30 protein-coding genes and 1 riboswitch are annotated in these 24,697 nt (G+C 42.9%); of the genes, 26 read left to right on the top strand and 4 right to left on the bottom strand.

The window, feature by feature from the left end; translation table 11 throughout:
- The first annotated feature begins 1 nt into the window (after position 1).
- From murC to greA, 5 genes are all read left to right on the top strand, one after another.
- Complete coding sequence (murC, locus tag HMPREF1195_RS05240; protein ID WP_023918907.1) at positions 2–1,336, top strand: UDP-N-acetylmuramate--L-alanine ligase; 1,335 nt, start codon at positions 2–4, stop codon at positions 1,334–1,336.
- Between the two features lie 81 nt (positions 1,337–1,417).
- Entirely contained in the window at positions 1,418–1,834 is a 417-nt protein-coding gene (locus HMPREF1195_RS05235; RefSeq protein WP_023918905.1) for a GNAT family N-acetyltransferase, read from the top strand.
- Positions 1,835–1,846: 12 nt separating this feature from the next.
- Positions 1,847–2,356: a GNAT family N-acetyltransferase gene (locus HMPREF1195_RS05230; RefSeq protein WP_023918903.1), complete on the top strand. Its 510-nt coding sequence runs from the start codon at positions 1,847–1,849 to the stop codon at positions 2,354–2,356.
- A gap of 59 nt (positions 2,357–2,415) precedes the next feature.
- Complete coding sequence (gene mltG, locus HMPREF1195_RS05225; RefSeq protein WP_457853204.1) at positions 2,416–3,945, top strand: endolytic transglycosylase MltG; 1,530 nt, start codon at positions 2,416–2,418, stop codon at positions 3,943–3,945.
- Between the two features lie 57 nt (positions 3,946–4,002).
- Positions 4,003–4,485: a transcription elongation factor GreA gene (gene greA, locus HMPREF1195_RS05220; protein WP_003005389.1), complete on the top strand. Its 483-nt coding sequence runs from the start codon at positions 4,003–4,005 to the stop codon at positions 4,483–4,485.
- 154 nt (positions 4,486–4,639) lie between these two features.
- On the opposite strand, the gene yidC is transcribed toward greA, so the two are convergent.
- Together yidC and HMPREF1195_RS05210 are read right to left on the bottom strand one after the other, a co-directional pair.
- On the bottom strand, positions 4,640–5,557 hold the full coding sequence (yidC, locus tag HMPREF1195_RS05215; RefSeq protein WP_003008377.1) for a membrane protein insertase YidC: 918 nt from the start codon (positions 5,555–5,557) through the stop codon (positions 4,640–4,642).
- Between the two features lie 77 nt (positions 5,558–5,634).
- The gene (locus HMPREF1195_RS05210; protein WP_023918900.1) at positions 5,635–5,913 is read right to left on the bottom strand and encodes an acylphosphatase; all 279 of its coding nucleotides are present in this window, start codon (positions 5,911–5,913) and stop codon (positions 5,635–5,637) included.
- A 73-nt stretch (positions 5,914–5,986) separates the two neighbouring features.
- Here HMPREF1195_RS05210 and HMPREF1195_RS05205 point away from each other — a divergent pair, with 73 nt between their 5' ends.
- The 14 genes from HMPREF1195_RS05205 to yidD all read left to right on the top strand — a co-directional run bounded on the left by HMPREF1195_RS05205 (position 5,987) and on the right by yidD (position 15,430).
- On the top strand, positions 5,987–6,733 hold the full coding sequence (locus HMPREF1195_RS05205; RefSeq protein ID WP_023918898.1) for a TrmH family RNA methyltransferase: 747 nt from the start codon (positions 5,987–5,989) through the stop codon (positions 6,731–6,733).
- Between the two features lie 82 nt (positions 6,734–6,815).
- Positions 6,816–7,307 carry an HDIG domain-containing metalloprotein gene (locus tag HMPREF1195_RS05200; RefSeq protein WP_003005617.1) on the top strand — a complete coding sequence of 164 codons (492 nt, stop codon included), beginning with the start codon at positions 6,816–6,818 and terminating at the stop codon, positions 7,305–7,307.
- A gap of 28 nt (positions 7,308–7,335) precedes the next feature.
- Positions 7,336–8,022 carry a Bax inhibitor-1/YccA family protein gene (locus HMPREF1195_RS05195; RefSeq protein ID WP_003008369.1) on the top strand — a complete coding sequence of 229 codons (687 nt, stop codon included), beginning with the start codon at positions 7,336–7,338 and terminating at the stop codon, positions 8,020–8,022.
- Between the two features lie 95 nt (positions 8,023–8,117).
- Positions 8,118–9,368 carry a diaminopimelate decarboxylase gene (locus HMPREF1195_RS05190; protein ID WP_023918896.1) on the top strand — a complete coding sequence of 417 codons (1,251 nt, stop codon included), beginning with the start codon at positions 8,118–8,120 and terminating at the stop codon, positions 9,366–9,368.
- Positions 9,369–9,423: 55 nt separating this feature from the next.
- Positions 9,424–9,669 (top strand): YneF family protein, encoded by a 246-nt coding sequence (locus tag HMPREF1195_RS05185; protein WP_003005109.1) that lies wholly within the window; start codon positions 9,424–9,426, stop codon positions 9,667–9,669.
- Between the two features lie 77 nt (positions 9,670–9,746).
- Complete coding sequence (gene racE, locus HMPREF1195_RS05180; protein ID WP_003008361.1) at positions 9,747–10,541, top strand: glutamate racemase; 795 nt, start codon at positions 9,747–9,749, stop codon at positions 10,539–10,541.
- Positions 10,538–11,518 (top strand): nucleoside-triphosphate diphosphatase, encoded by a 981-nt coding sequence (locus tag HMPREF1195_RS05175; RefSeq protein WP_023918894.1) that lies wholly within the window; start codon positions 10,538–10,540, stop codon positions 11,516–11,518. The genes racE and HMPREF1195_RS05175 overlap by 4 nt, the downstream gene beginning before the upstream one ends.
- Positions 11,491–12,012 carry a metallophosphoesterase gene (locus tag HMPREF1195_RS05170; RefSeq protein WP_003008356.1) on the top strand — a complete coding sequence of 174 codons (522 nt, stop codon included), beginning with the start codon at positions 11,491–11,493 and terminating at the stop codon, positions 12,010–12,012. The genes HMPREF1195_RS05175 and HMPREF1195_RS05170 overlap by 28 nt, the downstream gene beginning before the upstream one ends.
- On the top strand, positions 12,009–12,470 hold the full coding sequence (gene cbpB, locus HMPREF1195_RS05165; RefSeq protein ID WP_003008353.1) for a cyclic-di-AMP-binding protein CbpB: 462 nt from the start codon (positions 12,009–12,011) through the stop codon (positions 12,468–12,470). The genes HMPREF1195_RS05170 and cbpB overlap by 4 nt, the downstream gene beginning before the upstream one ends.
- Positions 12,467–13,198, top strand: a complete 732-nt coding sequence (gene xerD / locus HMPREF1195_RS05160) for a site-specific tyrosine recombinase XerD (RefSeq protein ID WP_009731506.1) — start codon at positions 12,467–12,469, stop codon at positions 13,196–13,198. The genes cbpB and xerD overlap by 4 nt, the downstream gene beginning before the upstream one ends.
- A complete protein-coding gene (locus HMPREF1195_RS05155; RefSeq protein WP_023918892.1) occupies positions 13,198–13,917 on the top strand; it encodes a segregation/condensation protein A in 720 nt (239 codons plus the stop codon). Before xerD ends, HMPREF1195_RS05155 begins: the two co-directional genes overlap by 1 nt.
- Positions 13,901–14,470, top strand: coding sequence for an SMC-Scp complex subunit ScpB (gene scpB, locus HMPREF1195_RS05150; protein ID WP_023918890.1), 570 nt, complete (start codon positions 13,901–13,903; stop codon positions 14,468–14,470). The genes HMPREF1195_RS05155 and scpB overlap by 17 nt, the downstream gene beginning before the upstream one ends.
- Positions 14,460–15,191, top strand: coding sequence for a pseudouridine synthase (locus HMPREF1195_RS05145; RefSeq protein WP_023918887.1), 732 nt, complete (start codon positions 14,460–14,462; stop codon positions 15,189–15,191). The genes scpB and HMPREF1195_RS05145 overlap by 11 nt, the downstream gene beginning before the upstream one ends.
- Entirely contained in the window at positions 15,188–15,430 is a 243-nt protein-coding gene (yidD, locus tag HMPREF1195_RS05140) for a membrane protein insertion efficiency factor YidD (protein ID WP_023918885.1), read from the top strand. Before HMPREF1195_RS05145 ends, yidD begins: the two co-directional genes overlap by 4 nt.
- A gap of 75 nt (positions 15,431–15,505) precedes the next feature.
- Here yidD and HMPREF1195_RS05135 read toward each other — a convergent pair whose 3' ends face one another.
- Complete coding sequence (locus HMPREF1195_RS05135; RefSeq protein ID WP_023918883.1) at positions 15,506–16,945, bottom strand: TrkH family potassium uptake protein; 1,440 nt, start codon at positions 16,943–16,945, stop codon at positions 15,506–15,508.
- Between the two features lie 5 nt (positions 16,946–16,950).
- On the bottom strand, positions 16,951–18,306 hold the full coding sequence (gene trkA / locus HMPREF1195_RS05130; protein ID WP_023918881.1) for a Trk system potassium transporter TrkA: 1,356 nt from the start codon (positions 18,304–18,306) through the stop codon (positions 16,951–16,953).
- Positions 18,307–18,639: 333 nt separating this feature from the next.
- Here trkA and HMPREF1195_RS05125 point away from each other — a divergent pair, with 333 nt between their 5' ends.
- From HMPREF1195_RS05125 to HMPREF1195_RS05095, 7 genes are all read left to right on the top strand, one after another.
- Positions 18,640–19,182 carry a tRNA (cytidine(34)-2'-O)-methyltransferase gene (locus HMPREF1195_RS05125; RefSeq protein ID WP_023918879.1) on the top strand — a complete coding sequence of 181 codons (543 nt, stop codon included), beginning with the start codon at positions 18,640–18,642 and terminating at the stop codon, positions 19,180–19,182.
- An 80-nt stretch (positions 19,183–19,262) separates the two neighbouring features.
- Positions 19,263–19,412: riboswitch (FMN riboswitch) on the top strand.
- A gap of 218 nt (positions 19,413–19,630) precedes the next feature.
- Positions 19,631–20,188: an ECF transporter S component gene (locus tag HMPREF1195_RS05120; RefSeq protein ID WP_003005658.1), complete on the top strand. Its 558-nt coding sequence runs from the start codon at positions 19,631–19,633 to the stop codon at positions 20,186–20,188.
- The gene (locus HMPREF1195_RS05115) at positions 20,178–20,828 is read left to right on the top strand and encodes a phosphatase PAP2 family protein (RefSeq protein ID WP_023918877.1); all 651 of its coding nucleotides are present in this window, start codon (positions 20,178–20,180) and stop codon (positions 20,826–20,828) included. Before HMPREF1195_RS05120 ends, HMPREF1195_RS05115 begins: the two co-directional genes overlap by 11 nt.
- A 53-nt stretch (positions 20,829–20,881) precedes the next feature.
- A complete protein-coding gene (gene mnmL, locus HMPREF1195_RS05110; RefSeq protein WP_023918876.1) occupies positions 20,882–21,841 on the top strand; it encodes a tRNA modification radical SAM protein MnmL/YtqA in 960 nt (319 codons plus the stop codon).
- Entirely contained in the window at positions 21,825–22,382 is a 558-nt protein-coding gene (mnmM, locus tag HMPREF1195_RS05105) for a tRNA 5-(aminomethyl)-2-thiouridylate-methyltransferase MnmM (protein ID WP_003013293.1), read from the top strand. The genes mnmL and mnmM overlap by 17 nt, the downstream gene beginning before the upstream one ends.
- Positions 22,375–22,629 (top strand): hypothetical protein, encoded by a 255-nt coding sequence (locus tag HMPREF1195_RS05100; RefSeq protein WP_023918874.1) that lies wholly within the window; start codon positions 22,375–22,377, stop codon positions 22,627–22,629. Before mnmM ends, HMPREF1195_RS05100 begins: the two co-directional genes overlap by 8 nt.
- Positions 22,630–22,641: 12 nt before the next feature.
- Positions 22,642–24,696: a cation:proton antiporter gene (locus HMPREF1195_RS05095; protein ID WP_023918872.1), complete on the top strand. Its 2,055-nt coding sequence runs from the start codon at positions 22,642–22,644 to the stop codon at positions 24,694–24,696.
- Position 24,697 lies beyond the last annotated feature (1 nt).

Here is a 24,697-nt window from a genome sequence, read left to right as displayed (position 1 = left end):
CATGTCTAATACATACCATTTTATTGGAATTAAAGGAGCAGGGATGAGTGCTTTAGCCCTCATGCTTCACCAAATGGGACATACGGTTCAAGGGTCAGATGTTGAGAAGTATTACTTTACGCAACGTGGCTTGGAACAAGCAGGAATTCAAATTTATCCATTTGATGTGAAAAATTTGGAAGGCGACAAGATCCTCATTGCCGGGAATGCTTTCCGTCCAGATAACAATGTGGAAATTGCTTATGCAGATGAGCATGGCCTAACTTATAAACGCTACCATGAATTCCTTGGTGAATTTATGCGTGACTTCGTCAGCATGGGGGTTGCCGGAGCACACGGAAAAACCTCGACAACAGGGATGCTTTCTCACGTCTTATCAAATATCACTGACACCAGTTATTTGATTGGTGACGGGACAGGTCGTGGCTCTGCAGCAGCCAAATACTTTGTCTTTGAATCAGATGAGTATGAACGCCACTTTATGCCTTACCATCCTGAATACAGCATCATCACCAATATTGACTTCGACCATCCAGACTATTTCACGAGCTTGGAAGATGTCTTTAATGCTTTTAACGATTATGCCAAACAAATCAGCAAAGGCCTCTTCATCTACGGAGAAGACAAAGAATTGCGTCGGATTACCTCATCAGCACCAATTTATTACTATGGTTTTGATAAGGAGACGAACGATTTTGTGGCAAGCAACTTGCTTCGTTCAACGACTGGTTCAACCTTCAACGTTCATTTCCGTGGAGAAGATTTGGGGCAATTCCATATCCCAACTTTTGGTCGCCACAACATCATGAATGCCACAGCAGTCATTGGTTTGCTTTACATTGCAGGATTTGATTTAGATTTAGTCCGCGAGCATTTGAAGACCTTTGCTGGAGTGAAACGTCGCTTTACTGAAAAAGTAGTCAATGGAACAGTGATCATCGATGACTTTGCGCACCATCCAACGGAAATTATTGCAACCTTGGATGCAGCCCGTCAAAAATACCCAAGTAAAGAGATTGTGGCGATTTTCCAACCACATACCTTTACACGGACCATTGCCTTGTTGGATGAATTTGCTGAAGCCTTGAATCAAGCAGATGCTGTTTACTTGGCACAGATCTATGGTTCTGCACGGGAAGTCGATCACGGCGATGTGAAAGTTGAAGACTTGGAAGCAAAAATTGTCAAACGTTCAGCGATTATTACAGCTGAGAATGTTTCTCCTCTTCTTGACCATGAAAATGCGGTCTATGTCTTTATGGGAGCAGGAGATATTCAAACCTATGAATACTCATTTGAGCGTTTATTATCTAGTTTGACACATAGTGTACAATAAGAGATGATTGAGTCTGGAATCGATTGGTTCCAGACTCAAATTTATCTGTCCACTGAAGGAGTATGAGATGAGGAAAGCAGGATGATGATTCGATCAATCACCCCAGCTGATCAAGAACAGTTGCTGTTGCTAGAAGAAGAACTTCATGACAATGAAGAAAAGAAGCACAAGGCCACTCTTGAGGAAGCGCTAGGTTCGAAGGGAGCCATTTCTTTGCTTGCAGAGCAGGCGGGGGATGCTGTGGCTTACTTGTTGGCGACAGAAGACCAGCCTTTAAAAGGATACCTAATTGTATTGCGACTAGCAGTGAGACCAGCCTTTCAAGGTCAAGGCTATGGCTCTATTTTGATCGCTGCTTTAAAGGATCTAGCTGTTCAAAAGGAAAAGGAAGCCATTTGGATCGATTGCCCAGAAGACTTACTATCTTATTTTTCCCAGCAAGGATTTCGAGATGAAGCTGAGTCTGATCGAGGTGTCCATATGGTTTGGGAACGATAGAAGGGGTAAATGATGAAAGAAAAGATTCACATTAGACAGGCAGAGCTGCAGGATTTGGATGCCATCGAGCGTATTGAGCTTGAGAATTTCTCAGAAGAAGAAGCGATTGCGCGTGAGATTTTAAAAGATCACATCGAAAAGATTCAAACGACATTTCTTGTAGCAGAGTGCCAAGGTCAGATTTTAGGCTATTTAGAAGGACCTGTTAGACCGGAGCGCTATTTGATCGATTCCTCTTTTTCAGAGGTTGAAGATCTAAGTCAGTTAGAAAAGGGCTTTATTTCCATTACGAGTCTATCCATTGCTAAAGAAGCTCAAGGACTTGGAGTGGGAACCCTTTTGCTTGAAGCGATGAAAGAGATTGCGTTGAAAGATAATCGCCAAGGGATCAATTTGACCTGTCATGATTATTTGATTCCTTATTATGAAAAGCAAGGATTTACCAATGAGGGTCTCTCAGAATCCCAATATGCGGGTGAAGTTTGGTACAATCTGGTCTGGGAAAATGAAAAACTTGATTAAATAGGTATTTTAAAGAAGAAGAGCGATTTGTATTGCTTTTCTAAATCTTTTAAGATATAATATTAAGGATTATGATGAGGGAGGTCAATTATTTGACTGATAAATCACAAGACAGTGAGAAGTTATTAAGCTTCAAAGAGCAGATCCTCAGAGACTTAGAAGAGGCTAATGAGCAACTTCTAAAAATCGAAAAAGAGTATGATCTACCTGATCGAAGTATTGAAACCCCTTCTTCACTGAAAGAGGAGGAAGAAGCAACACTACCTCCAAAAGTAGAAGAATCTGCGTTGGCTCCCAAAGAAGAACCAGTGGAGCCGGTAAAGGCGACTCCTGCTGTGGAAGAAAAGAGTGAGCTTACAAAGCCTGCTAAAAAAGAACCAAGTCAGGAACCGGTAGAGGAAAGCTTATCGCGCTCTTCTCGTAACCAGCGCCAACAAAAACAAAAGAAACAAAATAAAATCGCTAAACGAATTGTGCGGACAGTAGTCAGCCTTTTGCTGATTGTGATCGTGGCTACAGGGATCTTTGCTGTGACCTATATCCATTCAGCTGTCAAGCCGATGGATAAAAATGCAACAGAATTCGTAACGGTTGAGATTCCAGCAGGTTCAAGTAATCGTGAGATTGGCGCGATCCTTGAGAAAAAAGGACTCGTGAAAAATGGTCAGTTCTTTAACTACTATACCAAGTTCAAGAACTATAGCAATTTCAAATCTGGTTATTTCAATTTGCAAAAGAGCATGGATCTAGAAACCATCATCCAAAAACTGCAAGAAGAGGGAACCAAAACTCCTCAGGCTCCAGTTCTTGGAAAGGTCACGATTCCAGAAGGTTATACGATCGATCAGATTGCGACGGCTATCACCACCAATGTCTCCACTAAGAAGGCAGGCAAGACTCCATTTAAGAAAGAAGATTTCTTGAAGGCTGTCCAAGACGATGCCTTTATTGAGAAGATGGTGGCCAAATATCCTAAGCTCTTGGCGAATCTGCCAAGTAAGGATTCTGGTGTTCGCTACCGTTTAGAAGGTTATCTCTTCCCAGCAACTTATAACTATGGGAAAGATACCACAGTGAAAGAGATGATCGATCAGATGCTTGCGGCAATGGATCAAAACTTAAGCCCATACTATGAAACACTTGAGAGCAAGAACATCAATGTAAACGAAGTATTGACTCTTGCTTCCTTGGTTGAAAAAGAAGGGGCGACGGATCAGGACCGCAAAGATATCGCGAGTGTCTTCTATAACCGCTTGAACCAAGACATGCCTTTGCAAAGTAATATTGCAATTCTTTATGCAGAAGGGAAACTTGGTCAAAAGACGACCTTAAAAGAAGATGCAACGATCAATACAGAGCTGGATTCACCTTATAATATTTATAAGAATACCGGCTTGATGCCTGGCCCAGTGGATAACCCTGGAGTATCAGCGATCGAAGCGGCGGTGAACCCAAGTAAGACCGATTACTTGTATTTTGTCGCAAATGTCGAAAATGGTGAAGTTTTCTTCGCTAAGACATACGAAGAACACAATAAAAATGTTGAAGAACACGTCAATAGTAAATTGACACAAGCAAGTTCAAACTAGAAAAAGCATGTGGCGCGTCCACAGCTTTTTCATTCAAATAATAGAAAGAGAAGAATAATGGCAGAAAAAACATACCCAATGACCCTAGCAGAAAAAGAAAAATTGGAACAAGAATTAGAAGAATTGAAATTGGTCCGTCGACCTGAAGTGGTGGAACGGATTAAGATCGCTCGTTCATATGGTGACCTCTCAGAAAACTCTGAGTATGAAGCGGCAAAAGATGAACAAGCTTTTGTGGAAGGTCAAATCTCTAGCTTGGAAACAAAAATCCGTTATGCAGAAATCGTCGATAGTGACGCTGTTGCAGTAGACGAAGTAGCGATCGGAAAAACCGTTACAGTTCAAGAAGTTGGCGAAACAGATGAAGAAGTATACAGCATCGTTGGTTCAGCAGGGGCAGATGCCTTTGCAGGAAAGATTTCTAACGAAAGCCCAATCGGTCACGCTTTGATTGGTAAGAAGACAGGTGACGTTGTCACTGTTGAGACACCAGCTGGAAGCTACCAAGTGAAAATTTTGAACGTAGAAAAAACAGCGTAACTATAAAACGCAAGCCCTCCAAGAGGGCTTGTTTTTTTGTGCTCTTAATCTTTTTGTGAGAGTGAAAATTCTTTGCTGACTGAACGATATCAAAAAAAGCACTTGAACCTTGGGTTCAAGTGCTACTGTATACCGCTAGAATTAGTGGTTTGTACTACTTTCTATTGCGTTGTTTTCCTGCATTGCGGTTGTTTTTTGGTTTGTGTTGGATTTGTGTCGTTGCAGTAGGTGTGACATCTTTTTTCACGCGGTGACTAGTCGCTTTAGGAGGATTGTTTTTGTATTCCTCAGCGACTCGTTTGCGAAGATTTGGACGAATCAAGTAGTTGATGACAAATTGTTGGATAATTTGGATCACCCCACCGACTACCCAGTAAAGAGTCACTCCGGCTGAGGAGATCAATGAGAAGACACCGATCATAATCGGACTCATCAGTGATGCTTTGCGCATGCTTTCCTTTTGGGTTTCATCTTCAATTCCATGAAGAGAAAGCATACTTTGGATATAGTAAAGAACTGCTACGATCGCTGTCAAGAGCAAGCTTGGTTTGCCGAGAGCAATGCCAAGGAAGCTACTATCTGCTACCCCTTTGGTGTGCTGAGCTGCAAAGAAGAGAGCTGAGAAGAATGGCATTTGGATCAAGAGTGGCAAACACCCAACTCCACCAAACATGCTAACTCCATTTTCACGTTGAGCAGCCATTAATTCCTGTTGCGCCAATAGCTTTTCTTCTTGTGTGCTAGCGTTCTTCATGCGCTCTTGGATTGGCCCAAGGATAGGTTTTAAGTAGTTCATCTTTTCAGATTGGTAGGTTGCCTTCCATGATTGGTACAAACCAAGTGGCAAGATGATCAACCGCACGATCAAGGTGACGATAATAATCCCTATCCCAAAGCCCAAGCCAAGGTTGTTGGCAAAGAATTTGATGGCTTCGCCCATTGGACGGCCAAGAAGATTCCAGATCAATCCAGTCGGATTTCCAGTTTTCCGATCGACACTCACGCATCCTGATAAGAAGACAAGCGAAGCTAGTCCCATCGATGCAAGTAATGCAAGTTTATTTTTTTTCACAAATAGTTCCTTCTTTTTTAAAATGTTACCTTTCTATTCTACTGTTTTTTTTTAAAATACACAATAGTTCTCTAGTCTTAATTTGCAATTTTAAAGTCTGTATAGTTTTCAAAGTTTGCGAGCGTAACATCTAAATAAGTTACATGTGCAAAAGGTGTAGGACCTTTGCGAATTTCTTGAATGAATTTGGCCATTTGGCTACTAGACTCTGCCTGGGCCAGAATGCCAACCGTTCCGTCGTCATTATTCCAGACACGGCCAGTAATCCCACCGATCTCTAAAGCAAGACTGTAGACTCCCCAGCGAAAGCCAACCCCTTGAACCCGTCCTTGGGCAATCATTTTTACCTTTTGCATGTGCGACCTCCTTGACTCGAAGAAATCTATCTGAGGTATGATTTCTTCTTTTTCTTTGTGCTATAATAGTTCTATGAATATTATAACGTCTAAATCCAATAATGTAATCAAAAATGCTAAAAAATTACATCAAAAAAAATACCGGACAGATTCTTATCTCATTGAAGGCTGGCATCTGTTTGAAGAGGCAGTAGAAAATCATGCGAAGATTCGGCAGGTCTTTGTTTTAGAAGCCTATTTAGACCGGGTAGAGGACATCCAAAAAGTCACTATCGTGACTCCGGAGATTTTAAGCCTCTTGGCAGATTCGAAGACTCCTCAAGGGATTGTCGCAGAGATTCTTCTAGAGCAGCCAGAGCTTCCGGATCAGCTACAAGGGCGATTCCTCTATTTGGAGGATGTACAGGATCCTGGCAATGTTGGGACTATGATTCGAACAGCAGATGCAGCAGGTTTTGATGGCGTCATGCTTTCGAAAGCCTCCGCAGATCTATACAGTCTCAAGACCCTTCGATCCATGCAGGGCAGTCATTTCCATATTCCTATCTGGAAACTGGATCGAGAAGAACTATTGGAACGAGCTGCGCACTCTCATCTAGCAGTTCTCGCAACGACGCTTTCAGAAGCTTCCATTGACTACCGTCAGCTTCCTCAGACCGATCAGTTTATTCTGGTTATGGGGAATGAAGGAAATGGCATCAGCCAGGAAATGGCGGCACAAGCAGACCAGCTGGTTCATATTCCTATGCCAGGTCGGGCCGAGAGTTTGAATGTTGCAGTGGCAGCAGGAATTTTGATGTTTTCTTTAAGGAAATTTTGAGAAAAAGAAGTATACTTAACCTGTAAGAAGAAGTTGATGGAGATCTTATTGGGAGAGCTTATCAACGAAAGGTGGTTATCTTATGCAATATCATCGTGACAAAGAATACATGACCTATGTAGGCCATCTGATCCAGCATCCTAAGGTTCAAAAATTAGCTGACATTCCCCACCATATTCATTCCAATCGTTTGGAGCATTCCATTCATGTTAGCTATACCAGTTATAAACTGGCTAAAAAATTTGGTTGGGATGCCAAAAGTACGGCTCGGGGTGGCCTCCTGCATGACCTCTTTTACTATGATTGGCGCGAGACCAAGTTTACGAAAAGTCACGCCTGGATCCATCCCCGCATTGCCGTGAGAAATGCACGAAAGATCACAGATCTCAATGCCAAGGAAGAAGACATCATTATTAAACACATGTGGGGAGCTACCCTTGCCCCGCCTCGCTACAAAGAATCCTTCGTAGTGACGATGGTGGATAAATACTGGGCTGTTAAGGAAGCTTCAGAACCTTGGCGTAAAAAGATGGCCAAAAGGAGATTTTTTCATCGAAAAATGTTAAAATCATAGTAAACAAATTTGAAAGGAACTTGTTTATATGTATAATGATTCAGTAATCCAAGAACAAAGTGGATTGAATGCTTTTTATAACAAAATCTACTCATTAGTTGGGATCGGTGTTGGGATTTCAGCCCTTGTGTCTGGTCTTATGATGACAGTCTTTCAAGATTTCTTCGTTCAAATCTTGACAACAGCACCAATGGTTTACTATGCAGCAGTGGTTGTAGAATTGATCTTGGTCTTTGTTGCAAGTGGGAAGGCTGTTAAAAATAGCCCGTCTGCTCTTCCGATCTTCTTGATCTACTCAGCTTTGAATGGCTTTACCTTGAGCTTTATCATTGCTCGCTACATGCAAGCAACTGTCTATAAGGCTTTCTTGGTCAGTGCCTTGATGTTTATTGTCATGGGAGCTATCGGACGCGTCGTGAAAAAAGACCTGTCTGGTATGGGACGTGCCTTGATGGGAGTCTTGATCGGTGTGATCATCGCTTCTGTTGTGAACATGTTCTTGAGAAGTTCTGGAATGGACTATATCTTGAGTATTATCTCTGTCTTCCTCTTTGCAGGATTGACAGCTTGGGATAACCAAAAGATTCGCTATGTCTATGATCAAACAAATGGTCAACCTGCTACAGGTTGGGCAGTAGCGATGGCTTTGGAACTTTATCTTGACTTTATCAACCTCTTTATCAGCCTTCTTCGTATCTTCGGAAGAAACGACTAATCAAAGAGCAATTGAGCTGGGGCAGTTGCCTCGGCTTTTTTTGTCTTCCGACTTGTGCTATACTAATAGTGACTAAAGTATAGAAATGAGCGCTTATGAAAACACCTTTTGTAACCCGTGAACAATTAGAAAGCCTGACCCAAAAATTTCCGACCCCTTTCCATCTCTATGACGAAGCAGGAATTCGTGAAACAGCGCGTGCCCTCCATCAAGCTTTTGCTTGGAATGAAGGATTTAAGGAATATTTTGCCATCAAGGCGACTCCTAACCCATCGATCCTAAAAATTTTGCAAGAAGAGGGCTGTGGAGTTGACACGGCCAGCTATGTCGAATTGTTGATGGCGGATAAACTGGGATTTAGTGGAGAAGAGATCATGTTTTCTTCTAACAACACGCCAGCTGATGAATTTGTCTATGCTAGAGAATTAGGGGCAACTATCAATCTGGATGCCTATGAAGACATTGCTTTCTTGAAGTCTGTGACTAGCATCCCCAAGGTTATTTCTTGCCGCTATAATCCTGGAGGGGTTTTTGAACTGGGAACCGATATTATGGACAATCCTGAAGAAGCTAAGTTTGGCATGACCAAGGAACAATTGATCCAAGCTTTTATCGAGTTGAAAGAACTAGGTGTGGAAGAGCTTGGAATTCACGCTTTATTGGCTTCTAATACAGTATCCAACGACTACTATCCAGAGCTGGCGCGTCAACTTTTTGAATTGGCAGTGGAAGTCGTCGAGAAAACAGGTGTTCACTTGGGCTTCATCAACCTCTCTGGTGGAGTTGGGGTCAATTACAAGCCAGAGCAGGAACCAAATGATATTGCCATTATTGGGGAGGGCGTACACCGCGTCTTTGATGCGATTCTCAAACCGGCAGGACTTGGTCATGTGAAAATCTATACGGAGCTTGGTCGCTTTATGCTAGCTTCACACGGCCTCTTGGTAACCAGAGTGACGCATAAAAAGAAAACCTACCGGACCTATGTGGGTGTCGATGCTTCAGCTGTGAATCTTCTTAGACCGGCTATGTACGGTGCTTATCACCATATTACCAATATGGATCGTTCAGATGAACCAACTGAAGTGGTCGATGTCGTGGGAAGTCTCTGTGAAAACAACGATAAATTTGCCAAACAAAGAGAATTACCCGTGACGGAGATTGGAGATTTACTCGTGATCCATGACACTGGAGCCCATGGATTTTCAATGGGCTATCAGTACAATGCCAAGTTGCGTTCGGCAGAAGTTTTGCTTCAAGAAGATGGGCAGGCCCGTTTGATTCGTCGAGCAGAAAAACCAGAAGATTATCTTGCGACACTCTACGGCTTTGACATTGAAAAATAAGCGATTGTCTGATATAATGATAGTTATGTAAAAATAATGGATCGGAGAAAATTGTATGAATCTCTTTTTAGGAATTTTGTTGATTATTTTAGCTTTCTTTGGTGGGATGGTTGCAGGAATGTTCTTGCTTCGTCGTCAATTTGAAAAAGAATTTGCATCAAACCCACGTTTGAATGTTGAAGCAGTTCGTACGCTTTTAGGTGCGAGCGGCCAACGTCCAAGCGAAGCAAAAGTTCAACAAGTCTATCGCCAAATTGTGAACCAACAAAAATCAGCAATGGCGAAAAACAAGAAAAAATAAGAGTGGGGCAATCTCACAATAATAAATGAGAGGGGCTTGGAGGAATTTCTTAGTCCCTCCTTTTGGAAGGAAGAGATATGGATAACCGACCGATTGGTTTTTTAGATTCTGGAGTAGGGGGCCTAACTGTTGTCCGCGAATTGCTCCGTCAGCTTCCTCACGAAGATGTCGTCTATATTGGAGATTCAGCGCGTGCACCTTATGGTCCTAGACCAGCAGACCAAATTCGCGAGTATACTTGGCAGATGGTGAACTTCCTTCTGACCAAAAATGTCAAGATGATTGTCTTAGCCTGTAATACAGCGACGGCAGTGGTTTGGGAAGAAGTCAAGGAGAAACTTGATATTCCTGTTTTAGGAGTGATTTTGCCCGGAGCTTCTGCAGCCATTAAATCGACGACCCATCAAAAAATTGGGGTCATTGGGACACCGATGACGGTTTCTTCTGGAATTTATAAAGAGAAGATTCAAAGTCTAGCACCAGACATGGAAGTCAGCAGTTTAGCTTGTCCCAAGTTTGTTCCTTTAGTGGAATCAAACGAGTTGGCATCCAGTGTGACCAAAAAGGTGGTTTACGAAACCCTAAAACCACTAGTTGGAAAGGTTGATACCTTAGTCTTGGGATGTACCCATTATCCCCTATTAAAACCGATTATTCAAAATGTGATGGGACCGGATGTCAAATTGATTGATAGTGGGGCAGAGTGTGTTCGGGATATTTCCGTTTTATTAAACTATTTTGAGCTCAATAAGAGTCGGGAACTCTTAGAGCAGACCCACCGCTTTTATACCACTGCAAATGCCAATAGCTTTGCAGCGATTGCCGAAAAATGGCTAGAACGTTCAGTGAATGTGGAGCATGTAAATTTATGAGTGACAAACTATTTGAATACAAAGATCCCCAAGATTGGTATATTGCCCAATGGGGAGAAGATGCAGACTACAACCAATTTAGTCAAGTGCCTGCGGAAGCTTCCACTCTGTTAGATCAGCTGGAACTTCTCTTTGCCAAGGATCCTGAAGGATTCCCTCTCAATCTATCGGTGATGCGCTATGGTTCAGCCTTTCGTTTTCTGACCTTTTTGACTGAAATCTTGAATGAAGTCAAGGGAAAAGCTTTTGAGATCGTACAGCGTCAAGGAGCCTTGCTCTTGGTTGAAAAAGGGAAACTGCTTTACTTGCATTTGCCAAGTGATGGGGTGGATGTGGAAGCATTCTTGGGTCAAGACAAGGTCAAAGATACGATTCTTATTGCGACTCGAAATGAAGGAAAAACCAAAGAATTCCGTAATATGTTTGAAAAGCTGGGCTTTGAAGTGGAAAATCTCAATCAATACCCAGAGCTTCCAGAAGTCGAAGAGACAGGGATGACCTTTGAAGAGAATGCCCGCCTAAAAGCTGAAACGATTGCAGAGCTAACTGGGAAAACAGTCTTAGCGGATGATTCAGGTTTGAAGGTGGATATCTTGGGAGGCTTACCAGGAGTTTGGTCAGCTCGCTTTGCGGGAGTTGGTGCGACAGATGCGGAAAACAATGCGAAATTGTTGCACGAATTGGCCATGGTTTTTGACTTGAAAGATCGTTTGGCCCAGTTCCATACGACCTTGGTGGTTGCAAGACCAGGCAAGGAAAGCCTAGTGGTGGAAGCAGATTGGCCAGGGTATATTAATTTTGAGCCCAAAGGGGAACATGGCTTTGGATATGACCCTCTCTTCTTGGTTGGGGAAACGGGCCGTGCTGCTGCTGAATTAACGCTAGAAGAAAAAAATACACAATCACATCGTGCTTTAGCTGTTAAAAAGTTATTGGAGGTATTTCCATCATGGCAAAGCAAACAATCATCGTTATGAGTGACTCGCATGGAGACCGCTCCATTGTTGAAGCTATTAAAGAAAAATACCTAGGTCAGGTCGATGGGATCTTTCACAATGGGGATTCTGAATTAAAAAGTGACGATCCTGTCTGGGAAGGGATCCACGTTGTCCAAGGAAATATGGATTTTTATGATGGCTATCCGGAACGCTTGGTGACCCAACTAGGGCCGACACGGATCATCCAGACCCATGGGCATCTCTTCCAGATCAATTTTAGTTTTCAAAAATTGGATCTGTGGGCCCAAGAGGAGGAAGCAGATATCTGTCTTTACGGCCACCTTCATATCCCAGATGCTTGGAAGGAAGGAAGAACCCTCTTTGTGAATCCTGGATCCGTTAGTCAACCTCGTGGTCTGATTCGCGAGTGTTTGTATGCCAAGATAGAGATTACCGATTCGAACTTCAAGGTAGAGTATTATACGCGAGATCATGAATTGTACCCTGAATTGACAAAGGAGTTTAGCAGATGATAGCAAAGGAATTTGAACGTTTCTTGCTGGCGCAGGAAGAGACGTTCTTAACTCCTGCCAAAAATTTAGCGGTCTTGATTGATACCCACAATGTAGACCATGCAGTCTTGCTGTTGAGCCAGATTAGCTATAGTCGCATCCCGGTAGTGACGGATGAACGCAAGTTTGTGGGAACGATCTCCCTAACGGATATTCTATCTTATCAATTGAAACACGAGATTCCTGAGGAGACTTTTGCTTCGATGGATATCGTAGACGTTGCAAAGAAGGAGGTCGGGGTCATCGGCTTAGACTTCAATTTGACAGAAGTCCTTCACAAGTTGGTGGATGACTCCTTCTTATCAGTGGTGGATGAAGAAGGTTATTTCCAAGGGATTATTACGCGGAAATCGATCCTCAAAGCCATCAATTCGCTAATGCATAATTTTTCAAATGAATACGAGATGATTCCAAAATGAAAGAATTTATTGCAAGTTTTATTGATCAAAAAGAACTAAGTGAAAATTCTCAGTCAGCCTATTTCTATGATTTGGACCAATTTATTGAATCAATTCATGGAAAAGTGACGCCGACGAATTTGAGAATTTACCAAGCTTCGATTAAAGATTTTAAACCGGCGGTTCAAAAACGAAAATTATCCGCTGTTAACCAATTTTTATATTATTTGTATCAAGAACGCTTTATTTCTGAATACCATCGTTTGGTCTTGCCTAAAATTCAACCGGCCAAAACCCATGATCGTGAATTGTTGGATCTGACCCATTTTTGGGAAGAATCAACCAATCCACAGGGACGCTTGATGGCCTTGTTGATTCTGGAGATGGGCTTATTGCCAAGTGAGATCCTCCAAGTCAAAGTCGAAGATATTCAGCTGGACTTTCATGTCATTCGAGTGGGCAAAGATGGCCAAAAACGGGTTTTAAAAGTTCCAGAGCCTTTACTGGATGAGTTGCAACTCTTCCTAGATGGTATTTATCTCTTTGATAATAAAGGAAAATCCTACTCCCGTCAGTGGGGATTTCGACAATTAGAAGCCTTCTTGATCGAAAAAGGGAATCAAGACCTTTCGGCACAATCGATTCGTGAGCAGTATATTTTGAAACAACGAGAACTCGGTGTGGATCTTTTTAGTATTGCGCGTGAATTGGGCCTAAAAACCATGGTGACATTAGAAAAATATAAATAATGGATATTAAAATTAAAGATTTTGAAGGGCCTTTGGACCTCTTGCTCCACTTGGTCTCTAAATACCAGATGGATATTTATGAGGTCCCCTTGATTGAGGTGATCGAACAGTATCTGGCTTATCTGGCGACCCTCCAGGCTATGAAACTAGAGGTAGCAGGAGAATACATGCTGATGGCTAGTCAACTAACCTTGATCAAGAGTCGAAGACTTCTTCCTAAGGTTGCAGAGGAGATGGATGAAGCAGAGGATCTCGAGCAGGACCTCCTTTCTCAATTGGAAGAGTACCGTACTTACAAGCAATTAGGAGAGTTGATGGCCTCACAGCATGAGGAGCGCGCCCTCTATTATTCAAAACCAAAGATGGAATTGATTTATGACGATACCGAATTACTCCATGATCGCACCACGGTGGATCTCTTCTTGGCTTTCTCAAAACTATTGACCAAGAAAAAAGAAGAATTCCGCCAGAACCATACAACCATTGTAAAGGATGAATACAAGATTGAGGATCTGATGGACCAGCTGCGTCACCGATTCCACGATCGCTCACAAGTTCTCTTGCAGGACTTGTTTCTAGAAGCAACGGATCTCCAAGAGGTCATTACTCTATTTCTTGCAACCCTTGAATTGATCAAGATTCAAGAGGTCACAGTGGTACAGGATAGGGCTTTTGGAGAAATTTACTTAAATAGGATTGAACATGAGCAAATTAGCTGAAATTGAAGCACTCTTATTTGTAGCGGGTGAAGAAGGAATTACTGCCAGACAAATCGCAGACCTTCTCTCTTTACCCCCAACAGGTGTGGTGCAAAGTTTAGAAAAATTGGCCCAAAAATACCAGGAGGACTCAGATACCAGTCTGTGTTTGATGGAGACAGCTTCCCGTTATAAATTGGTGACAAAGGCAGACTACGCTTCGGTTTTACGAGACTATTCTAGAACGCCTATGAACCAAAGTTTGTCTCGGGCTGCCCTTGAAACCTTGTCAATCATTGCTTATAAGCAACCGATCACCCGCGTGGAGGTCGATGACATTCGAGGCGTCAATTCCAGTGGTGCTATTACCAAACTACTGTCATTTGATCTGATCCGTGAAGATGGAAAAAAAGAAGTCATCGGGCGTCCTAATTTGTATGTCACGACGGAGTATTTTTTGGATTATATGGGGATCAATCATTTGGAGGAATTGCCAAAGGTTGAGGAAGTGGACATCGATCCAGAGGAAGGTCAATTATTTTCAGAGAGAACAGAGGAACTAGATGAGAATTAACAAATATATTGCCCATGCAGGCGTGGCTAGTCGTCGCAAGGCCGAAGAACTGATCAAGCAAGGCTTGGTGACGGTCAATGGCCAAGTTGTGCGTGAATTAGCGACTATCATTAAAACCGGTGATCAGGTTGAAGTAGAAGGGACTCCAATCTATAACGAAGAAAAGGTCTACTATCTTTTAAACAAGCCACGTGGCGTCATCTCTAGTGTATCGGATGATAAAGGACGGACAACAGTCGTTGACCTTTTATCTCAAGTACCAGAGCGCATCTATCCAGTGGGACGTTTGGACTGGGATACATCTGGTGTCTTGATTTTGACCAATGATGGCGATTTTACAGATGAGGTGATTCACCCGCGAAATGAAATTGATAAGGTCTATGTGGCGCGTGTCAAAGGGATTGCCAATAAGGAAAACTTACGTCCCTTGACGCGAGGGGTGACCATTGATGGAAAGAAAACCAAGCCAGCGACTTACGAGATCTTAAAAGTGGATGTTGAAAAGAACCGTTCAGTGGTTCAGTTGACCATTCATGAAGGGCGTAACCACCAGGTCAAGAAGATGTTTGAAGCTGTGGGACTTTTAGTGGATAAACTCTCCCGGACCCAGTTTGGGAATTTGGACGTCTCAGGACTACGTCCGGGTGAATACCGTCGCTTGAACAAAAAAGAAATTAGCCAGTTGCACAATCTAGCAGTGACTAAATCTAAAAAAGCATGAAAACAATCCTGATTGCGCTGGTCAGAGGCTATCAAAAATGGATCTCTCCCCTATTTCCGCCTTCTTGTCGCTTTCAACCGACCTGTTCCAATTATATGATCCAAGCGATTGAACGTTTTGGTGTGAAAGGTGTCTTGATGGGTATTGCAAGGATTCTACGTTGCCATCCTGGAACCAAAGTAGGACCAGACCCCTTGCCAGACCATTTTAGTCTGAAGCGAAATGAAGAATCAAAATAGGACGATCGCAAATAAACAGAAACACCCTTAGAAATTATTTTTCTAAGGGTGTTGATTTTGTAAAAGAGTTGTCTATCAGCGTTTAGACCATGTTTTAGGGAGGAAGAGTAGAATCATTGGATAGATTTCAAGCCGTCCGGCAATCATGGCTAAGGAAAGTAACAGTTTTGAAATCGGACTAAAGATGGAGAAGGTTTGACCTGTTCCAATCATAGGTCCAATGTTGTTGAAACAACTAAAGACAGCGCTGACAACCGTCATGAAGTTATTATTGTCTAGACTGACTACAAAGAGTAGGCCGATCGTGATAAAACTGTATATTGTAAAGTACTTGAGGATCTGATGCTGTGTATCCTTATCCAATACCGTATCATTGACATGCAAGGTCAGAACGCGATTCGGAGACAAGGTCGAAAGAACCTGATTTTTTGCGATTCGCCATAAGGTCAAGCACCGAATGACTTTTAGCCCCCCGGCGGTCGATCCAGCAGAACCACCGACAACCATCAGCATCAAGAGGATGAACTGAGAAAAGAGAGGCCATTTTTCCGTCGTTCCATAACCAAAACCGGTAGTGGTGATGATATTGGAAACTTGGAAGAAAGAAATTTCAAAACTCTTAGCGACATTGGCATAGAGATGAAGGACATTGTAAGCGATCAAGACACTGGACACGAGGACGATGGTGATATAGGTCCGCAATTCCTCATCTTTAAAGAAGGCCTTGAATTTTCGGATCATGAGGAAGTAGTAGAGGTTAAAGTTAACCCCGAAGACTAAAACCCCGATACTGACCAAATAGGTGATTAAACTACTATTGTAGTGGGCAATTCCGTCGTTAAAAACGGTAAAGCCCCCGGTTCCAGCCGTCCCCATGGCGATGACAAAACTATCATAAAGGGGCATGCCAGCAAGGAAATAAAGAACTACAAAGAGGAAGAACAAGCCCAAGTACAAGAAGTAGAGGATTTGAGCTGTGTTTTTTAATTTGGAAACGACCTTGCCAAAAACTGGACCAGGAACTTCTGCCTTCATGACTTCAAGGTGGCTGTTCTTGTTATTGTCCATAATGGCAAGGGCGAAGACCAATACTCCCATCCCCCCAATCAAGTGGGTAAAACTGCGCCAAAAGAGGAGAGAATGGGTGAGGACACCCACATCATCTAATATCGTTGCCCCTGTTGTTGTAAAGCCAGAGCTGACTTCAAAGAAGGCATCGATAATGTTGGGAATTTGTCCCGAAAAGACAAAGGGAAGGGCGCCAAAGAAGGACCAGAGGATCCAACAGAGGGCTACAATCAGGACTCCTTCTTTAGCATAAATGTGAAAGTCCTTTGGTTTGTGAAAACTACCAAGTAGCCCCAGCCCAAGTAAGATGGCCATGGTTGCCCCAATAGAGACAAAGACCTTGGCAGGTTCCTGATAGATCGTAGCGACGACTAAGGGAACGATCAGGAGAGCTGCCTCGATTAAGAGGAGCTTGGACAAGAGGTAACGAATCATGATTCTATTCATCAGGCTTACCTCTCAAGTAGATCGTAGATTTTTGTGACATTTTGAATCAAGGTAGTTACGATAATCCGATCTCCTACCATCAAACGGTCATCTCCATTTGGGAAAATAGCCTTGCCGTCTCGAATAATGGCAGCGATCAAGACGCCTTTTTTCAATTTCAATTCAGAGAGGGGATATTGGGTTAGTTTATTGTCTTCCTTAATTTGGAACTGCAAGGTTTCAATCCGGCCGTTTGCGACATGGTGCAAGGCTTCTAGGTTTGAGAACTGTGCATTGTAGCGTCCACGAATAAAGTGCATAATGGTATCTACAGCGATGCGTTTTGGCGTAACGATACTGGTCATATCTTGATCGCCAATGATCTCCAGCAGACTAGTTCGGTTGACCTTGGTAATGTTCTTTTTGACTCCGACAGAATTTAAGAACATGGAGGTGATGATGTTTTCTTCATCGACCCCTGTCAAAGTAGCCACAGCATCGAAGTTATTGGCACTCTCTTCTAAAAGAATGTCTTTAGCAGTTCCGTCTCCATGGACGACATAGAGATCAGGAAATTCCTGGCTAAAGAATTCCGCTCGTTCACGATTGACTTCTAAAACCTTGAGATCGATCTTGCGGCGCACATCTTGAAGAATATTGAGTAGGTAATAGGCAATTTTCCCAGCACCAATGATCATCATGCTCTTAATGACCTGAGGGCGAACATTGTTGTGGAAGAGAACGACCTCGATCCGATTACCTGTTACGAAAATCTTGTCTTGAGGTTGTAAGACAAAGTCTCCGTTTGGAATGGTGAGTTCATTGCAACGCTCGATCGCACAAACAATGACGTTTCCGTATTTCTTTCGGAATTGGGATAGGCTCATATCGCAGAGATTGCTATCTGGCTTGATCTTAAATTCCATCAAGGCAACACGGCCGTTTGCAAAATGCTCCACAGAAAGGGCATTTGGGAAGTCAATGATATTAGCAATATAACGAGCTGTCAGCAATTCCGGATTGACAACCAAGGAGAAGCCCAAGATATTTTTTTCCTTGAAGTAGGAATTGGAATATTCCGGATTCCGCACCCGAACGATGGTTTCTTTGGCTCCCATTTTTTTAGCTAAAACAGCAGAAACCATATTCACTTCGTCGTACTCGGTCATGGAAATGAAGATGTCGCAGTCTTCAACATCTGCTTGTTCCAAGATCTTGAAGTTCGCCCCATTCCCTAAAATTCCAATGATATCAAACCGTTTGGTAATATGATTAAGAACGGATTCGTCTTTTTCGATCAAAATAACATCGTGGTTTTCAGCAACGAGAGAACGACAAAGGGCCGTTCCGACCTTTCCTCCACCAACAACAATAATTTTCATAGAATACCTCCAGAGTATGCTTCTATCATACTCTATTTTCAAGAAAAATTCATCTTTTTTAAGGATTTTCTGGTGGAATTTTGAGAAGCTAAGAACAAGTAGGAAAAATCGTCAAAAGAGTAGAACGAGGAGGGATTGAAAACTTTGGTAAAGTTTCTTAAAAAAATCTAAAAAAACTATTGACAGGAGCTTCAAAAGTGTTATACTTAGAAAGTACCTTCGTTGATTTACCTCAAACCTGTTGTGAGTTAAGTTAATGAAGCTGTAACCACGCTGTTTGCTGAGCTTGACTCCGGGCAGTGTGGCTATTTTTTTATCAGAAAGAGATCGAGTATGAATATTGAAGAACTGGACTACCAAGAGTCAGCTGCTCAAAACCACATCGTCTTGTTCCAACCTCAGATTCCACAAAATACGGGAAATATTGCACGGACTTGTGCGGCGACCAATTCCCCCTTGCATATCATACGACCCATGGCTTTTCCGATCGATGATCGCAAAATGAAGCGAGCAGGACTCGATTATTGGGACAAGCTGGATGTCCGTTTTTATGATAGTCTAGAAGAGTTTATGGAAGCAGCGAGCGATGGTCAGGTACACCTAGTGTCCAAGTTTGCAAATCAGACCTATTCGGACGTTTCTTATCAGGATGGGAAGTCCCATTATTTCTTGTTTGGACGCGAGGATAAAGGATTGCCGGAAGATTTTATGCGCCAGCACGAAGAGAAGGCTATTCGCATTCCGATGAATGATGAGCATGTCCGTAGTTTAAATGTCTCTAATACCGTCTGCATGATTGTCTATGAGGCACTCCGCCAGCAAGGTTTTAAGGGGCTGGAGTTGAGCCATCATTATGAGCACGACAAGCTCAAGTAAGAACGAAAATTTAAAACCCGAACGATGTAATCCATGACGTTACAAAAACTTGCCTAGGCAAGTTTTTTTTGTTATCATAAAAGGGTCTTCAGGGCAGGGTGTAATTCCCGACCGGCGGTGACTTTTACTAGGAAATGTTCTTTTCCATACTCTAAAAGAAGTCCGCGAGCGCAAGCTGATGTGGTGTGACTCCACAACCGACAGTATAGTCTGGATGGGAGAAGACGAGAGACGAATAGACTGACAGCTATTCTGATCTGTTTAGAGCTGATGCATGGGAATAAAACGTTAGTGGCTGGGACTGACTAACGGCATGTTTCGATGGAGATCAGCTAAAGTAACTAGAATAGTTTCTAGTTTAAGCTTTGTTTAAATAGTTTAGAGTAGAATGATGGAGTAGACGTCTTTCCAGCTTCTCTAATTTTTTAAAAAATTGGAGGAACCTGTTATGACAAATACACGTAAACTGACCCTAGTGGCTGTTTTATCCGCTTTATCTTTTATTTTGATGTTCTATCAATTTTCTTTCTTGATAGATTTCTTCAAAATTGATTTGAGTATCATCGCCATTTTGTTGGCTTTGGTCCTATTGGATTTTAAAAGTGCCGTTTGGGTAACCTTGATCCGATCTGTTCTTAAGTTAGCCCTTAATAATAAGGGGCTTGAAACCTTGATCGGATTGCCAATCAATATCATTGGAGTTCTTGTTTTTGTCCTTGCTTTTGCATGGATTTGGAACAAGGAACGGACCCATGGTCGATTTGTCCTGGCAACGATTGTTGGAACGATCAGCTTGAGTATCACGATGGTATTGGTGAACTATGTCTATGCAATCCCTTTGTATGCTCGTTTTATGAACTATGATATTTCGAAAACACTAGGGCTTGTCCACTATTTAGCTGCAATGGTTGCACCGTTTAACCTGATCGAAGGGGTGATTTGGGCCATCGCATTTGGGTTGATCTATACCTTATTGCAACCGATTTTGAAAAAATATGAAAAATAAACAACAACATTGGGCGAAGGCAAGCTTCGCCCTTCTCATTTTTGTCATTCTTGGGTATGTGATTCGCTTTTACCCGCAACAATTAACAGGCTTTGATAGCACGATTCAATCTGCTATTCGAGGCGATCTGCCTGCAACACTGACGGCCTTCTTTACCAAGGTGACCCATGTCATGGATACCAAGATCATTGTCATCTGGGTGGGGCTTCTGCTAGCGGTTTTTGCCTATAAGAAGTGGTACAGTGAGGCCCTCTTCCTTGGGAGCAATCTGGTATTGACTGGTCTTTTGGTTCTTCTTCTAAAGAATATCTACCAGAGACCGAGACCAAGTATTCTTCATCTAGTAGAGGAAAAAGGCTTTTCTTTCCCGAGTGGTCATTCACTGGCGTCTACCCTTGTTTTGGGAAGTTTGATCATCATCATCAGCCAACATGTAAAACATAAAACAGCCCGCTATTGCCTTCAAGGCTTGCTGGTTCTGGGAATCGTGACCATTGTGGTTTCCCGCGTCTATGTCGGGGTCCACTATCCATCAGACGTTCTTGGCAGTATGATTTTGGGTCTTGCTGTCTTACAGTTTGAGTATCCCTTGTATGATCGCTTGCGGTTTCAATGGCGCTTTACAGGCAAGCAAAAATAACTAACAAATAGGAGTTGAACTCGCGTTTTGAGTTCGACTCTTTTTTTGCTATAATGAAGGGTATGAAATCCTACAATACCTTGAATGATTATTATCGAACCTTATTTGGAGAAAAGACCTTTAAAGTCCCTATTGATGCAGGCTTTGATTGTCCCAATCGAGACGGAACAGTCGCCCACGGTGGCTGTACTTTTTGTACGGTCTCGGGTTCAGGAGATGCCATTGTGGCCCCAGAAGCTCCGATTCGAGAACAGTTTTACAAAGAGATTGATTTTATGCATCGGAAATGGCCAGATGTGAAGAAGTACCTGGTCTATTTTCAAAATTTCACCAATACCCACGATAAAGTGGAAGTCATTCGAGAGCGGTATGAACAGGCCATCAATGAACCAGGAGTGGTAGGAATCAACATTGGTACGCGTCCGGACTGTTTACCAGATGAGACCTTGGCCTACCTAGCAGAGCTGACAGAGCGCATGCATGTGACGATCGAGTTGGGGCTTCAGACGACTTATGAAGCGACTTCTGAATTGATCAATCGGGCCCATAGTTATGATCTCTATGTTGAAACAGTCAAGCGTATTCGCAAACAGGTGCCCAAGGCAGAGATCGTATCCCATTTGATCAATGGCCTTCCTGGGGAGACGCATGAGATGATGGTGGAAAATGTTCGCCGTTGTGTGACCGATAATGAAATTGATGGCATCAAGTTACACCTCTTGCATTTGATGACCAATACACGGATGCAACGGGACTATCATGAAGGACGACTTCAACTCATGAGCCAGGAGGAGTATGTCAAGGTCATCTGTGACCAGTTGGAGATCATCCCCAAACACATTGTCATCCACCGGATTACAGGGGACGCGCCACGGGATATGTTGATTGGCCCTATGTGGAGCCTCAACAAATGGGAAGTCCTAAACGCCATTGAAACTGAAATGCGTCGGCGTGGAAGTACCCAAGGATGTAAGCTAGAAGAAAAGGAGACTGCTGATGCTTCGACCACTTGAAATGGCCCATCAATTTTTAGCAGAAGTCATCACCAAAGAAGATGTGGTGGTGGATGCGACCATGGGAAATGGACATGATACGGCCTTTTTAGCCCAACTTGCAGGCCAGGTCTATGCCTTTGATATTCAAGAGCAGGCACTTGTAAATACTCAAGAAAGATTGGAAAAGTTGGGACTTCAACATGTCCGGTTGATTTTGGATGGCCACCAGCATGTGGACCAATATGTGGAGACCCTTAAAGCAGCTATTTTTAATCTGGGGTATCTGCCGTCTGCAGATAAATCGGTCATTACTCTTCCAGCTACCACGATTGAAGCGATGGAAAAAATCTGTGCTCGCCTAGAAAAAGGTGGGCGAATGGCTATTATGATCTATTATGGTCATGAAGGAGGAGACATCGAGCGTGATGCGGTGCTGGATTTTGTTAGTCAGCTTCCTCAAAAAGACTATACAGCGACCATCTACCGGACACTGAATCAAGTGAATCAGCCACCGTTTTTGGTCATGATCGAAAAATTAGAAAGCTACCGTCATGGATAAAGAATATTTAAAGAATAAAATCGAAGGATTGAGACATCATTTTGTCGAATCAACCATCCACGAGCGTGCAATAGGTTTTTATGATGAAGCTCATATGACCAAAAAGATGCTCAAAATAAAAAAGAAATTGGTTTCGCTTGAGATGGAACGGTGCCAAAAGAAGATTGAGCACAAGGATGTTACCAAGACAGACCAAAAGATTGCGGAGTTAAAACAGCAATTTGAGACCTGTTGCCAAGAACGCTAAGGAGGGAGTGATATGGAACTACTCCTTTATGCAGTGATCTTTTCGATGATTTTGATCGTCTCAAATGCCACGAATAAACTTGTGCCGAGCCTTCCTCTGCCCTTGATTCAAATTTTACTAGGGATTGGTTGGGCTCTCTTTGTGCCAGAAGAAAATTTTCATCTGGATACTGAGCTTTTTCTGGCCTTGGTCATTGGCCCTCTCTTATTTCGAGAAGCAGAAGAAGCAGATATTACTTCCGTCTTAAAGCACTGGCGGGTCATCCTCTATTTGATTTTCCCAGTGATTTTTATCTCCACCATTAGTTTGGGCTGGGCAGCCCACTCCTTGTGGCTGAGTCTTCCTTTAGCAGCCTGTATGGCAGTTGGGGCAGCTCTTGGGCCTACCGACTTAGTAGCCTTTGCTTCTCTGTCTGAGCGCTTTAGCTTTCCAAAGCGGGTTTCGAATATCTTAAAAGGCGAAGGATTACTAAATGATGCCTCAGGTCTAGTTGCCTTTCGAGTGGCCTTGGCAGCCCTTGCGACCGGAAGTTTCTCCCTTGGAGAGGCAGGGGTTTCCTTAGGAATCTCCATCATTGGAGGATTTGCGGTGGGGATCTTGACGGCTTTTGTGAACCGGTGGCTGCAAACCTTACTCTTGAGTGTTCGCGCTAGTGATATTGCCAGTGAATTGTTATTAGAATTGAGTCTCCCGTTATTGACTTTTTTCTTAGCGGAAGAACTCCATGTGTCTGGTATCATCGCTGTGGTCGTGTCAGGGATCCTAAAAGCCAGTCGCTTTAAGCACATTACCCTTCTTGAAGCCCGGGTGGATACTGTGAGTCATACTGTCTGGAATACGGTCAACTTTATCTTAAATGGGTCGGTCTTTGTGATTTTGGGAATGGAACTAGAAATGATCGCCAAGCCCATCTTAAGTAGTCCCATTTACAACAATCTTCTTTTAGTTGTTTCTGTCTTTCTGTTGACAGCCTTGCTCTTTTTGATTCGTTTTGTCATGGTTTACCTTTTTTATTGGTTCCGAACGGTTCGACTAAAAAAATCATTGAGAAATTATCTGAAAGATGCCTTATTGCTGACCTTTTCGGGTGTGAAGGGAACGGTTTCGATTGCGACGATTCTTTTGATTCCAACCAAAATCGAAAAAGAATACCCCGTCCTACTCTTTTTAGTGGCAGGAGTTACCCTTGTCAGCTTTATTGCTGGCTTAGTGGTACTTCCAAAATTATCAGAAGACAAGGAAGAAACCAATGACTACCTGATGCAGATCGCGATTTTAAATGATGTCGTCATGGAATTAGAAGCAGACCTAAAGAATAGCAAGCACAAGGGTCCCTTGTATGCGGCGATTGATAACTACCATGGTCGCATAGAAAACTTGATTCTAGGCCAAGAAAACAGGCTCATTCAAAGGGACTGGGAACAGTTGAAGCTCCTGATTTTGAGTATTGAAAGTGATGGCTTGGAACAGGCTTATGAAGAAGGAAAGATTCGAGAGCGGGGCTACCGCGTCTACCAACGCTATCTTCGCAATATGGAGCAACGTGTCAATCGCAATCTTTCGTCTCGTTTAACCTATTACCTCTTGGTGTCTTTCCGTCTCTTGCGTTTATTAGTTCATGAGATCTTAACCTTTGGGTCTGGCTTGCGAAACTGGTGGACCCGAGAAGACAGTAAGTTAGAGGCCATTGATTATGACCAGATTGCGGCCCTTTATCTGGCCAATACGGAAATCATCATCGAAAGTTTGGAAGACCTCAAGGGGATTTATCGGAGCAGTTTGATCTCTTTCCTACAAGAATCTCGTCTGAGAGAGACAGCTATTATTACCAGTGGGGCCTTTGTGGAGCGGGTTATTAATCGCGTGAAACCAAATAATATCGATGAAATGTTGAGAGGCTATTATTTGGAGCGTAAGATTATTTTTGAATATGAAGCGCAACACCTGATTACCGCCAAGCAAGCGCGCCGTATGCGCCAAAATGTCAATGAATTAGAAAGTTATTCCCTAAGAGAAAGTGCCAATACGCTTCCATATGATATGATCGAGTATGCACGGAATCGTTGAG

Origin of the sequence: Streptococcus parasanguinis CC87K, from assembly GCF_000507765.1 — a bacterium.
In the GTDB taxonomy this organism is placed as follows: domain Bacteria; phylum Bacillota; class Bacilli; order Lactobacillales; family Streptococcaceae; genus Streptococcus; species Streptococcus parasanguinis_J.
Note: the sequence above shows the minus strand (reverse complement) of the source record. Positions and strands in the feature narration are given on the sequence as shown.